Genomic DNA, 13,458 nt, shown 5'->3' with positions numbered 1-13,458 from the left:
TCTAAGCGGAGAAGAGCCGCTTTGCTAAGCCAAAATCATCCCAATATCGGCCTAAATCGACAGAAAGCCCCCTAAACTGAGTAGTCCCACTATTTGGTAATACAGATAATTTTTCGCGCAAAAGTTTTTCACAGAAATGCTGCCAATAATCCAAATGATCATGTACCTCAAGCTGCGACATAGCTCTAATAGCATCAACAGAGATCGAAGGCGAATCGAACAATTGCTGTACGTTTATACTCGTCTTCTTGAAGAATCTTGTATCTGTTGTCTCCCCCCTTAGGAATTCAACAGCAATTACCCCATCAAGCTCAAACACATAGGTTTCCACATTACTTTGCTTTGCTTCCGCAAAGCGGTGGATAAAATCTGGCAACTCAATGTCATTGTGAGCAAGATAGTCATGAGTTTGAACTGGTAGTAGTACTCTTACGCGACTAAATCGAGAACTATAGTTTGACCAAAATAATGAACGGTCCTTTATTTGCTTAACTTCGTATTCCGTTAAACCTAATGCTTCAGAGGTTTCATTTGAATAGAGTATTGAAGATATTGTTTGTAAGTCGTAGTAACAAGTCAGGTCATATTTTTGCTTTAGAATGACCTTAGCGTCATGAGGTAACTGATTCCAATAGCTGTTTTTACTAAATGGAAGGCAATTTGCTTCGACAATCTGGTGACAGCTTTCTCCATAATTATAATGGCCTACTTCAAGAATTAAGTTTCTACAAAAATCCATACGATGAGCAGATACTTTATAACTGTAGAAGTAGCTAGCCAGCCATTGATCGTCCTGTTTGTCTAGGTTTGCCACATCGAGGCACCCAAAGAGGAATTCGGATATGTTATTGCTGTAGCCATTTGAAAGTGGCAGTTGATAATTTGTCAGCATATCTTCTGCGGTACAACCCGACTCATAGCAATAACGAGCAAGCGTGGCTAAGTCAGAACTTTGCAGGGCAAGTAGCCAGCGCGCTTTTATTGCATCATGCCGACTTAACATTTGAGTACGGTTTTTGACAATTTCCAGCGAGTTGATTATACCAGGGACAATATCACTCTTCTTTCCATCTAAGGCTAACGCAATTTTGAAGAATGTGATTTCACTGAGCTTCTGGCTTGCTGTAATCCCTTTCCAAACACTAGGTAGCACGCTCGAGAGTGTAGCCTGGTCTAATTCTTCCCACTGACCTTCATCCTGCAGAACGTCAAGCCACTCAAAGATGTGAATGTCCTGATATCTTTCTTGTTGGACCAACTCAACTATTTCCAACAGGCCCTTAGCAGGAAAGCTAGGTAAAGGCATATCCACAAGCCTCTGTTCAACTAAACTTTGTGGTTGCTCAAGTAAGCTGACTCGTTTAGGTAGCTCTGGTTGAGAAAAGCTATAGCCGTTACTAGTCAACTTTCTTCACCTCTGAAAAATGTCCCAAAAACTCATCATCTTTGAATTGAAATCTAAACTTAACTTTTCGGTCTACTGCTTTTGCTTCATTTTGATTTGCTTCAATGGGTCCACGACCCGAAATTACAGCTTTTTCAAAAAATTGATGCTTATGGTCAAATTTCATTGAATTTACAAATGCAATCACACTGTTTGCACGTAATACACTCAACTCCATATTTCTATCAAAAGCCCCTTCTGAACTTGAATGTCCTTCAATAACAATGCGGCTTACTTCATCGGCTGTAGCATCCGACTGAAAAATAACATTTGAATAAACAGGGATAAACTTTTCGAGGAATTCTCGGCCTGATAGCTTCAGTTCGTGATCATTTAGGTCAAAAAGAATCGAATCCGTGATTGATATATCACCCGTTTCGCCATCAGCTTTAACTTCAATACCTGCTGACGTTAACGCATCATTAATGCCTTTGATTATAACCACTCGAGTATTCTGGCTCTCTTCGTATACTTCCGAAATTTGTACTAAAGCACTGATCAATAACAAAGCAAATATCATCAATAGGACAGACATTAGGTCACCAATAGATAACCAAACCCCTGATTCATCAGTGTCACCTGCGTCAGAGGAATTTCTAAGCGCACGCATTATGCTTCAGCCTTATCTTGAACCACTTCTTGACGTACCTCTTGAGCACTGACCAAATAGTTCGCTGCTTGTGCTAAACGGTTATGGATCTTACTCGAGGCATGATCAAAGTCGTTGAAGAATGTTTCAAAGCTTTTAGTCGCACGTGCGTAGTAATCGTCCATTGCTTTTGGTAGTTCTTCTGTCACTTGAGTGAATGCTGCCGATGCAGTCGTGTATTCTTTCTTCAACGAACTTATTTCTTGACTCATTGTCGTGGCTGCGTTTTGAAGTTCTGCCATTTTTGACGCATCATTCAGACCAATAGCTTTCGCGACACGCTCTAATGTCCCTGCTGACTTCTCTAAATTCTGGTACTGAGCCGTTAGTTCTTTAAGTAAGGTGTGGCGAGTTTGATACTCTTCCTCAAATACTTTACGGAAATTATCTACAACGCCGTTTAAACCATCACGCTGCTTGCCTAAGTTACTATCAAGCAGATCATTTTGCTCTTTGAAGTATTTAGTTAAGTTTTGTTGATACTGTTCACGGAACACTTCTAGTTCTGATTGGACGGTTCTAGACATAGACAACACTTTATCATCGATATCACCTAACCCTTGTTCTAACTCTTCACGAGCTGAAATCATAAGTTTACTTGCTTCAGCGCCAGTCTCTTTTAAGGTAGTTGTTTGCTGTTGGAAAATACCTTGAGACTCCGTCAGTAGCTGTGAGATTCGATTCTCCATTTCAGTGAATAGTTGTTTTTCACCTTCACGACGGCTTTCAACTGACTTCTCAAAATCGGATTGGGCTTTGCTCATTAATTGTTGAGCAGACTCACCGACTTCTTTGATAGTATCTGACTGTCGTGTAAATGCAGTTTGAGTACTCTCAAGCAAATTGCCTATTCTCATCTCTACTTCACTAAACAACTGCTTTTCACCTTCGCGGCGGCTTTCAACTGACTTCTCAAAATCGGATTGAGCTTGGCTCATTAATTGCTGAGCAGACTCACCAACTTCTTTGATTGTGTCTGACTGTTGTGTAAATGCAGTTTGAGTACTCTCAAGCAAATTGCCTATTCTCATCTCTACTTCGCTAAACAACTGCTTTTCACCTTCGCGGCGGCTTTCAACTGACTTCTCGAAATCGTTCTGAGCTTGTGTCATTAAACCACTAGCTACTTCACCCGTTTTAGTTATGACTTGCGTTTGATTATCGAAAGAATCTGAAACTTCACTTAGCAGTGTATTGATTCGACTAGTCACGCTCTCAAACATGGCCTTTTCAGCCGATTGACGTTCGCTCAGCGCACCGTCCATTGACTCTTTAATGCCCTGGAATGCTGAAGCTGCTGTTTGAGAGCTTTGCTCAAAGGCAATTCTCTGCTTTTCCATACCGTCTGTTGCATCACCAAGCATTCCTTTTACTTCCGAGGCGATTGTTCCCATAGCTCCTTGGGTTTCTTCACTGAAGCTCGTTAAGATTGTTTTTAATGACTCAGCAAATTCTTGAAGCTTCACCATGGTTTCTTTTTGGAAATCGTTAATCGTACTGACAGTGGCAGCCGTACTTGTTACGACTTTTTCTACATTGCGGTTCAATTCTGCAGTCACTTCATTACTTTCTAGCACCGCCTCACTTGTTTTTTGAAGTTCAACTGTAACAGGTTCGATTAGTTCAGATTTCATCTCTTTCACAAGTAAACTTACTAGCTCTTGCTGAGACTGTTCCTTGATATCTTTTAAGGTGCTTAGTTCGGATTTAATTGCATCTAGCGCTGGAGCCATTTGGGTTTCAATTGCTCCAGTCATGGCTTCTGATACTTTACTCGCGATTACATCACCATTGAATGAGTGACCAACACCTCCAAAACTAGATAAGGCATCCGCGATATTTGTGCCCATCAATTCAATGGTATCCGCGGAGCGCAACTGTGCATTAATAGCATCTCGCTGACTTTCGCTTCCCATATCTTTCAGGTAATAGACGGCGCTTGCTTCAAAATACTCTTTTGAAATGTTAAGTAGGAAACGTTGCTGAGCATTAGAAATTGAACTTGATGACCACTTAAGTAACGCCATAAAAATAGCTGAAGTGCTTAAACCAGCCAAAGAGGTATAAAATGCCGTTTTCAAGCCTTCGAGTAGCTCTGCCGCAGACGACAACAGTGCCTTCGAATCCCCAGCCATACTAAAATGGCTCAAGCCGATAGTAATACCTAAGAAAGTTCCGGTAATACCAATACTCGTTAATAGTGCTGGCACTAATTTATATCGGCTAGTGTCGCAACTAGGAACCATAAATGAAATTGGCGACTTACTTAACCATTGCTTACCATTGGTTTCGATTTTAAAATCATCTTCTAGTGATGAATAAATTAAATGTTCGGTCACCCAAGTCAATTGCACCGGCGTTAACTGTTCTGGTTTAAGTACTAAGTCATCACTCAATTCCTTTATTTTCAAAATACTTTTCAGCTTTGCTTTAGTGCTATATGTAGACACTAGTGCTCGAATGAAGAAGAAAGCAAACAGGGCAACAGTTGCAGTAATGATTAGATCGGTTATCCAATCTCCAGAAATATAAGCAAAATGATCAAACATGGGTAACCTTTAAGTTCTTAAGTATTTTGTAATTTCTTGTTCAGTAAAAATTTGTTGTGCAATTCTGGCGGGTAAGTGTTCAGCATCGTTTCTTGGTACACCATTAATCTGCACCTCACAATTTAGCCGCACACTATACATAACCTCATCGTGCTGATCTGAGTCACTCGCAATTTTCAGATAGACCTTGTCAGGAAAATCACGAATAAGTGTGGCTTGTAAAGAGGACTTAGTATCACGAAATGAATTGGTCGCAACAAAATCGCGCCCAAACTCGTCTCGTGATAGTTTCCACGCATGATTGACGGCAATAATCCTTTCCAGGATAGTCTCTAGTGTAATTTCCATCGATTATGCTCTTAAATGATGTGCTTGCGTACGATAATTTTGCAAGAAGTCATTGACCGATACGACCTCCCACCCGGCTTCTTGTGCATCTTCAATATCATTCTCTGAAATCGCAATTCCAAATTTGTTTTCAGGCCAAGCTAATTCAAGTCTTGCAGCAAAATCACCAAACCTATCAATTATGAAGTGATTTATCTCAGGGCGATTCAAGCAAGCTTGTTTACACGCGTGAAGTACACCATGAACCCCTGGATCCGAATAATCAAATAGTTCTTGCCAACCACTTAGATCATCTAATAACCCTTGCTCTTGACGTAAATTGTTAATCAACTGCCTTTCTGCGTGGCTAAGAGCCATGTGGGAATGCATAGGTTGTTTACTATGACAATCAATACAGAGCGCTTTTAGATTTTGGGGACGGTTATCAGATTTAACTCCGCTAATATGATGGACATGTAACAAATTTCGGTGTGCTCTAAGTTTCAAATGACACTGCTGACAAGTAAAATCTCGCTCAACACGATAGTGTGAAGACACTTTCGCCCAATCTTCTGTATAACCGGTTTCTGCGGTTTCAGCTAACCTAGAAGGTAGATGGGGGAAGAATGAACTGTAGGTTGCAAAAAATTGAGCCATGTCGAATTGTTGAACAATTGAACTTATCGGTGTGCCTGTGTTGCACCCTTTGTAATTCAACTGTCTTAAACAGTTCTGACAGACTTTAAGCTTAGCCTTCGTCTCTCCATAGCCAGAAGCTACTATAAACTCACCTGATGTATCATTAGTAACGACATAGCGTTCAAAGCGACCGTTCGCTCTCATACTCTGTAACGTTTTACAATCAGCTACGTGGAAACGAGCACTGCTGCCGTTTGCTTTAATATAGAGAGAAACATTTCGACCTTTGTAACTCAATAAGCCCGAATCTACATCAACGTCTTTTAATTCAACGTCTTTACCTTCAGCAAGCTCTATATCGAGCTTTTCCATTTGCGTCTCTTGTAACTCAAGCTTGAATTCGCCTTTTTGATCAGGCTCCATCAAGTTAATCGCATTTTTCAAACTGCCAAAACTTATACTCAACTTCATGAAGCACCCAAAATCTTACGGATCTGTTCTTCAGCATTAGTGATGACACGGAAAGACACGCGTCTAGAACGATTTTCGTCTTCAAGGCCTTCTTCATTTGTTGCCAGCTTAGAAGATGAATAACCTACTGCTGCTACGTTAGCTTTTACCCAGCTATAATGCTGTTCGGCAACGTTAGGCAACAACATTACATAACCTAAAACTGCGCGGGTTCGCGATTGAGACAAGCGCATATTATTGAAATAGGCTTCATAGTCCGTTGAATCATGATTCCACTTACTTGATGTATGCCCTTCAATTTTTATCTCTTGAATAATCGGCTTGTAGCTGTCGAGCACTTTCAAATAACGTGGAAAGAAATCGTCTAAGATAGTTTGAAAGTTACTTGTAAGGTTCGCTTTACCATTAGCAAACAAAACGTCAGGAGCTGTGAAGTTGACGCTCAATGTATCGCGGTCAATCTCTGCCCCCCACTTTTCTAAATCAACCTCGAACTCTTTAAAAAGAGCAACATAGATAGCTTCTTGTGTTTGTTGATAAGTCTCTGCGACCTCTTTAATCTTATCGCGCTCAACCATCGCGTCTCGCATAAGCGCAACAGAGATGAAAAGAAAGACCATCATTAAGCCAGCCATCAAATCTGAAACTGACATCCAATGTTCACCGCTATCACTAGGGCGTTTTGAAGAACCAAATAGCTTTTCCATAATTACGCTACTCGACTGCTAACTACGTTATTCATTTCACGCACAAGATCTTTGTAATCGCGAGTGAACTGTTGAGTAACGGTAGCTAGAGCTTCACCCATTTCGCTTATTGTACGGTTCAGTTCTTGTTGCATCTGTAAATCAAGAACTTCCACCTGCTTCTCTACCGCACTGCCAGTCTTACCCACTGATTCTGTGATTTGGTCTTCTAAACTATCGAATGTACGTCTTACCGCTTGAGCTTGAACTTGGAAAACATCTTCTAAAGTGGTTTCCAAACGGTCATGCAGTTTTGAGATAGCTGAGGTTGTCTCAATTTGAAGCTCTTTAGTACTTGAAATAAGGTCTTGATTAGCTTCTTTAAGCACGCGTCCAGTTTCTTTTGAGTCATCTTTGATGTCAGCAACTAACACGCGCAACTGACCATTCAATTCTGTAATTGAGTCTTCAAGGTGTTGGCGGATCTGTTCTGTTGTATCAGTTAAGTGATTCGTTACGTTACTTAAACCACCTGTTGCCGTACCTACTTGCTCCTGAATATCAGATGAAGCTTCTGCAAGTTTACCGCCAATGTCTTGAGCGCTTTCTCTTAACTGTGTAGAGATATCCTGAGCACCCGTCTCTAGATTAGTTCTCATTGTGTTCATGCTTTCTTCAGTCGTTGTTGTAAATTGCTGAGATGAAGCACTCAATGTTGTTGAGATTTCTTTCGTTGTTGTATCTAAGTCTTCAGCAATTTTCTTCACGCCAGCTTCAAAGCTCACTTTAATGTCTTCAACACCTTCTTCAGTTACCTGTGTAAAGTCTTCGCTAGCATCTGCTAACTGGGTACTAATTTTCTCTGCGCTTGTTGTAAGTTCCTGAGCTAGTTTGGTTGCGCCCTCTTCCAAGTTAGTACGCATAGCATCAACACTTTGGTTTGCGGTAGAGCTAAAATTGTCGATGATTGTCTGTGATTCATTAAGCATTGATTCATAATGTGTTGAAGCCGCTTTAACTGAATCACCAATAACATTCATTGTAGTATCCATTTGCTCACGGATTTGTGGCATAGCTTCAACTGCTTTATCACGTAGATCTTTGAATGCTTCCAAACGATGTTCAAGTTCGGTCACTTGGCCATGACCAAGCTCCATTACTTGATGAAGTTTTTCCATTGTTTACTGGGATTGCTTCCGCTCGCTCATTTATGTGGGCGACAGATTTCTCAGTAGATGAAATAGCATCAACCCCCAACTGGTATTTAGTCGCCATATCTTCAAGCTGATGACGGTAGTTCTCTTGCCAATCGACTAGTTTCTTAACTGATTCATCCAAACGCTTAAAGTTCTCACCAAATTGCTCCGTCAACTTCTCGTTGAAATCGACAATTACTTCTTTTAGCGCATTGATTACTTGTTCTGTTGCTGACTTAGACAGAAGTTCACCGAACTCATCCATTTTCTTCCATAGTGTGCTCTGGAATTCAGCATTGCGCTCTGTCGTTTGCTTGAACTGTTCATTTAATGTTCTTTGACCATCATTAATGTCAGTTCTGAGGTTCTTAATTTGGGAGGTCAATGATGAGTCTTCATCACCTTTAATCGCTGATAGCAACTCGTTTGAAGCGTTCAGCTGTTCAGTCGATGCCTGCAGCTGTTGAGACATAACAGAGAATATTTCTTCTGGGCCCACTGATTTTGATTCTTCTAGTTCTTTTTGAGGAATCAAACCTAATGCAGCTTTGTAAAAAATAGAGCCCGCCATACCCGCTAAACTTGTCAAGAATGCCGTTTTTAGGCCACCAAGCAGTGATTCGATACTGCCATCAATGTTTTGTGGATCGAAGTCCATCAGGCCAACTACGATGCCTGCAAACGTACCAAGGATACCTAGCGATGTTAAAATATTAGTCGTGCTTGCTGTAAATCGAGGTGCCTTCCCTAGCACAGCCAATACAATCGAACTAACAAGTAACAATAGGATTAGATTGATGAAACCATTTGAAATGGATTCTGCAGAAAATGAAGCAATAAATGAAGCTAATAGTTCGGTCATAAGTATTAAATCGATTGTATTGAAGGAAGACATTGGCATTCTACATTAACAGAGTGCCATTCTCAAAAGTTATAGCTTATTATTTAATAAATCATTCCAAATGAGAATGACTTAAATCAAATTTATAAATAAATTGAATAACAATTTTGAGTGTGACTATTCAGTAGAATTCGCGTGTAAAATAGCCGAAGCTACCAACGATTCAACTGAACATTTGTCAAAAACTGTTAATAAGGTTAATAACAAAAATATAAACAAATATGCATCAATTCTGTTTAACCAGATTGATTACATCATCAAACATCGAGCCTGGGATGTCTGGCATTGAAGATCTAAAAAACTCTTTCTCAGCAACTTCGTAACAAGCTAGGTATCGCTGTGTTTTTTTATCTAATGAATTCAATCTATTATTGAAGGTATTTTGATCAATGGCTTTAGTTAGCCATTGGCTCATTAAGCCACTTTTAGTTTTCTCTACATCTCTTTGTAGCTTCTGCGGTTCATGCTCTAAGTTGCTTCTAAATGTTAAGTAACCCTCCCTGATGGAGTCGAGGTTATCAACAACATAACGACAACTCATAATGTTACAAAATATCGAATCAAGGTCTTTATCATTTAACGCCAAACTTTTTGATACATGATCACTTGAGTTAACTGGAAGATCTTCAATATCGATGGTCTTCTCAAGTGGATAACATGAAGGCACTGTAAACCGAAATGTTTTAAGATCAGTAAGCTCTAAGTGCCCAACATGCACTTGATCTGCTTCATCCAAAAAAGATACTTCATAAAACTGATAACGACGTCTAGCTACCCAAAGTAAAAACTCAGAAATATCCAACTTGTGGATATAACAAGTTTGGTAACTTAAAACTAACCAGCGCAAACCTAGAGCCGTCGGTCTAACCGTGTTGATAACCTCCTCCCCTGCTTGCTCATGAAAAATCAGATTCGAGCGAACCAAAAAATCCATGTTGATATCATACTGAAGACAAACTTGATCAAACTGTAGATATTGCTCAGCTTCTTTTTCAGCTTTGTCTTTTTCTAGCGCACCAAAATAATCTTGGGTCAAACACACAATGCGGTTCTCTTATATTTAGAATGAAATGATGAGCAGACCCTCATCATTTAAGTACTTACCGTTAATACCAAATAGTTAACGATAGTAAGTTGATTTTATTCTGTCTAAGCTGCCTCTAGACGAGAAATGATGGCTTCTAGAGGTAAGTCTTTGTCACGAATTAACTCAACGACGGCTTCGATATCTTGTTCGCGGTTCAAAGCTAACGCATGGTTTAAGTCATCTATGAGTGTTAGCGCCTGCGCTTTGGTAAGATTTCGTAACAAGCTAACTCGATTGTCCGTAGACATAGTCATCAACTCTGAAGCGGAATCTTTGGTTTGTTTAACCGAATGAGCTATGTCGTGCTTTTTTCGCTCTTTAGAAGTAGTCAGGCTTTCACCTTCCTCAATCTCTCTTGAGGATGAATCTATGTTCACTACAGTCGTAGCTCGAAACTCTGGAACATCAGACTCGTTCATCACTGTTTCTGCAGGTAAAGGTTCAAGACTTTTCTGACTATATTTGTTTTTATTTACTAAAAGTTCAGAGTAGTAAGCCATTGTTGGTAGCATGAAATTTAAATGCTTTAGAATTGCTTGCTCAAGCTCTTTCATTTCATTTCGCTTTATATAAACACCGTCTTTACGAGCCTGTAGTGCGAATGAAATAGAATGTTTTACCACTTCTAAGCGATTAGAGTTGATACCATCGAACTCATGAGTCTCTAAAACATGAGTTTCTTCTTGGGACTTCAAAACAGGCAAGCGTGTACGCAGCGATTTGATACAACCCTGTATTAGCTTATCGTTAGATACCTTAATAGGGGTTGGCAATGGAAGAGTGGGTTTACAATCACCCTTTTCAACTTTGCTCGCTCTAACTTCACGCTTTACCTCAGCCATAAAGTTATTAATTGATTTACAATCAGACGGTGTCGAGCCGGTAAAAATGGGCTTAGGAACACCATCAATAAGTACCTTTAGGTGATTTGTTTGGGTTCTTTCGTAAGTGAAAGGCGTATCGGTACCAAGTTGGTCATTTAAGAATTTGATTACACGCTTTTGGTATTTGCTATAGCTAGATTGTTTACACATGATAGGCCTCTCAACAGATGTCGTTTTGTTGAAAAGCATATTATTAGAAAGGGAGGTCGAACTGAGGTTTATAAGCTTGTGAAAGCCTAGCCAAAAATACAGCAGATTACGGTTCAAGCAGAAAAATGTTGATTAAAGTTATGAGCTTACGAAATTTAGATACTACCAGACACAAAAAAGCCCACGCTAGGTGGGCTTTTTTGCTTGTTCATAAAGAACGAATTTGGTGCCGCTACTGGACTCGACTATCACACCTATCCAATTGATTAAAATAATAATTATAAAAGTAGAGTTTTAATATGTTACTTCTGGTGTTACTTTAGAGAAAACTGACCTTAGTTACCGTTCAAGACAACTAAGTGGGTCATTAACTCCTCTGCCAAAGTGCAAACTCAAAAAATCCTATGACTTCCCTGAACTTAAAACATTGTACCAGTGATGGCGTTGAATTTGATTACTATGTCATTGAAATATAGATTTTTATCAATCCGTATTTCGGGAGTATACACTCGGTCTTACATGTTACTTTCGCGACAGAAATCACAACCATAAATTACCTTGGTGAGTAATAAACACTAACAAACCCCGCAAACGATGATTGCTTAATTCAACACCCCTTGACACTGTATATACAAACAGCGTCAAGGAATAGACTATGACTCCAGAAGAACGAAATGCTTGGCAACAAAGCCTCGCTCAAATCGCATTAGATATAAAGCTCAATACCTTACCCTTTGACATGCCATGGGGTCACTTTGAAAACTTATGCCAAAAGCTTATAGCTGAAGAATGTAATTTGAGCGGTCTTGAGGTAATTGATCCAATAATATATGGAAGAAGTGGTCAAAAACAGGAAGGCATTGACATTAAAGGGACTATACCTAACTCGAGTAAGTTTTTTATGATGCAGTGTAAACACTACACGTTAGTAACTGCCGGAAACATTACTAAATGGGTTGACGACTTCATAAAAGGTAAATTTTCCGACCAAACCTCTATGTATATATTAGCTACTACTTTTGATATCAGTTCAGATACAAAGCTTGTGGATTCGTGGCATGAGGCTCAACAAAAGCTTGATTCACTGGGGATCAGAAGTGAGATTTGGGATCAACCGTCTATTCTAGCCAAACTGAAAAATACGTTTAAAGTTACTAGTATGTTCTGGGGAGAAACTATTGCTTCAAGATACTGCCATCAAGATTTTTCAGAAAATGTCTATCCCTATTCGTATCCTGTAAAAAATACTAACAAGGTTAATAACATAATCTACATCCAAAATAATACGTGTCAGCTTGATCTAATTGTACCAACCGAAAAAGAAGGCATAAAAGCTGGTGGTATTTTTTCATTTGCAAGGAGAGATTTGCATGGCACCACATTTAGTATTGATGGAAAGGCATTGATCCCTCTATTACAAGTTAAGGCACATACCTCTTCTCTCCGTAACACTAACTACTTGTACAAAAGCGAAACTAAATACTATTTGTCATTAGCCAACATTCGCTTAACTCTCGAGGATAACGAAGTAGATGATCTTGACTGGGTTCTAGAACAAGCCTTTTCTTACTACTTAGGCAGTAGTAAGAAAATCGAAGCAAAATTTAAAACAAAGCGATTTGAACGCTCTAGTACAGACTTTAAGATCAAACTCTGTGAAATAAAGCAAAGCTTATGGAGTACCACCATTGACTACGCTTATGCTCATGACATCGCGAATGGTGATAGCTCTGACTTCATTTATGACTCGGCTCCTGGTTGTCTTAAAGTTTTTGTAGACAGAGACACTGAAAATCTAGATTACGGTTACCACCTAATCATGTATCCAAAATCTAGTGGTTCAATGCTCAATGATAATGTAATACTTGAATGGGAACCTTTGAGTGATATTGCTGGAAGCCCAGTAGAGATTGACCAAAGAAAAGCGTGGGATGCAGAGTTTACCTATCATTGGTTGCACACCTACTTGTTCCCTAGGGTTTATGACTGGGCTAAAGATAAAAGCACAAAAGAAAACAACACAAATCTAATAAGACGGCTCTTCAAAAAAGAGAACGAAAGCCATATACCTCCCTTAGATTATTTTATTGCGAGCAACTATAAAGCGACTTCTAGAAATCTTGAGCGAAATGTTAGTTGCCTTAAAACCATGCAAAACTATACCGATAAACTTCAACAGCACTTTCATTGCTACCAACACCAAGCAAGAATCAAAAAAGAGTTAATTATCAATGTGGTCGACGCTTGTATTTTTCTCCTTAATGAAAATACCGAGTTAAACTGTAACTACATTAGAGGGAATTTACGTTTGGGGGGAGAAACGACTCTGAAAGAACTCCTTCTCCTAAAAGAAGATAAGGAATCTCGAGTCTATTCTACCTCTACTATGCTTGATATGGCCTTGAGATCTTTAGGAAAGCTACTTGAACTAAAGCATGAATTGTCGCTATACGAGATTGAAGTGGTCAAGTAAAA

The 13,458-nt window shown here is 39.5% G+C and carries 9 protein-coding genes and 1 pseudogene; 1 reads left to right on the top strand and 9 read right to left on the bottom strand.

Features of this window, described 5'->3' with window-relative positions; translation table 11 throughout:
* Window position 1: 1 nt before the first annotated feature.
* From BCT49_RS05330 to BCT49_RS05290, 9 genes and pseudogenes are all read right to left on the bottom strand, one after another.
* On the bottom strand, window positions 2-1,405 hold the full coding sequence (locus tag BCT49_RS05330) for an EH signature domain-containing protein (protein WP_102434434.1): 1,404 nt from the start codon (window positions 1,403-1,405) through the stop codon (window positions 2-4).
* The gene (locus BCT49_RS05325) at window positions 1,398-2,054 is read right to left on the bottom strand and encodes an OmpA/MotB family protein (RefSeq protein WP_102434433.1); all 657 of its coding nucleotides are present in this window, start codon (window positions 2,052-2,054) and stop codon (window positions 1,398-1,400) included. The genes BCT49_RS05330 and BCT49_RS05325 overlap by 8 nt, the downstream gene beginning before the upstream one ends.
* Window positions 2,054-4,642: a hypothetical protein gene (locus BCT49_RS05320; protein WP_102434432.1), complete on the bottom strand. Its 2,589-nt coding sequence runs from the start codon at window positions 4,640-4,642 to the stop codon at window positions 2,054-2,056. The genes BCT49_RS05325 and BCT49_RS05320 overlap by 1 nt, the downstream gene beginning before the upstream one ends.
* A 9-nt stretch (window positions 4,643-4,651) precedes the next feature.
* Window positions 4,652-4,990, bottom strand: a complete 339-nt coding sequence (locus BCT49_RS05315; protein ID WP_065205345.1) for a hypothetical protein — start codon at window positions 4,988-4,990, stop codon at window positions 4,652-4,654.
* A gap of 3 nt (window positions 4,991-4,993) precedes the next feature.
* Entirely contained in the window at window positions 4,994-6,079 is a 1,086-nt protein-coding gene (locus BCT49_RS05310; protein WP_102434431.1) for an HNH endonuclease, read from the bottom strand.
* Window positions 6,076-6,786 carry an OmpA family protein gene (locus tag BCT49_RS05305; RefSeq protein ID WP_102434430.1) on the bottom strand — a complete coding sequence of 237 codons (711 nt, stop codon included), beginning with the start codon at window positions 6,784-6,786 and terminating at the stop codon, window positions 6,076-6,078. Before BCT49_RS05305 ends, BCT49_RS05310 begins: the two co-directional genes overlap by 4 nt.
* Before the next feature lie 2 nt (window positions 6,787-6,788).
* Window positions 6,789-8,823 (bottom strand): annotated as a pseudogene (locus BCT49_RS05300) (hypothetical protein).
* Between the two features lie 265 nt (window positions 8,824-9,088).
* A complete protein-coding gene (locus BCT49_RS05295; protein WP_133151646.1) occupies window positions 9,089-9,796 on the bottom strand; it encodes a hypothetical protein in 708 nt (235 codons plus the stop codon).
* A gap of 215 nt (window positions 9,797-10,011) precedes the next feature.
* Window positions 10,012-10,983 (bottom strand): hypothetical protein, encoded by a 972-nt coding sequence (locus BCT49_RS05290; protein ID WP_102434428.1) that lies wholly within the window; start codon window positions 10,981-10,983, stop codon window positions 10,012-10,014.
* A 655-nt stretch (window positions 10,984-11,638) separates the two neighbouring features.
* Between BCT49_RS05290 and BCT49_RS05285 the strand changes: the two genes are divergently transcribed.
* The gene (locus BCT49_RS05285) at window positions 11,639-13,456 is read left to right on the top strand and encodes a hypothetical protein (RefSeq protein WP_102434427.1); all 1,818 of its coding nucleotides are present in this window, start codon (window positions 11,639-11,641) and stop codon (window positions 13,454-13,456) included.
* Window positions 13,457-13,458 lie beyond the last annotated feature (2 nt).

It is taken from the genome of Vibrio lentus (assembly GCF_002875945.1).
GTDB lineage: Bacteria > Pseudomonadota > Gammaproteobacteria > Enterobacterales > Vibrionaceae > Vibrio > Vibrio apostichopi.
This window is presented reverse-complemented; position numbering and strand designations above follow the sequence as displayed.

Coding starts and splice junctions, on each gene's coding strand:
- BCT49_RS05325 (WP_102434433.1), bottom strand. CDS start 2,054: ATGCGTGCGCTTAGAAATTCCTCTGACGCAGGTGACACTGATGAATCA.
- BCT49_RS05320 (WP_102434432.1), bottom strand. CDS start 4,642: ATGTTTGATCATTTTGCTTATATTTCTGGAGATTGGATAACCGATCTA.
- BCT49_RS05315 (WP_065205345.1), bottom strand. CDS start 4,990: ATGGAAATTACACTAGAGACTATCCTGGAAAGGATTATTGCCGTCAAT.
- BCT49_RS05310 (WP_102434431.1), bottom strand. CDS start 6,079: ATGAAGTTGAGTATAAGTTTTGGCAGTTTGAAAAATGCGATTAACTTG.
- BCT49_RS05305 (WP_102434430.1), bottom strand. CDS start 6,786: ATGGAAAAGCTATTTGGTTCTTCAAAACGCCCTAGTGATAGCGGTGAA.
- BCT49_RS05295 (WP_133151646.1), bottom strand. CDS start 9,796: ATGGATTTTTTGGTTCGCTCGAATCTGATTTTTCATGAGCAAGCAGGG.
- BCT49_RS05290 (WP_102434428.1), bottom strand. CDS start 10,983: ATGTGTAAACAATCTAGCTATAGCAAATACCAAAAGCGTGTAATCAAA.
- BCT49_RS05285 (WP_102434427.1), top strand. CDS start 11,639: ATGACTCCAGAAGAACGAAATGCTTGGCAACAAAGCCTCGCTCAAATC.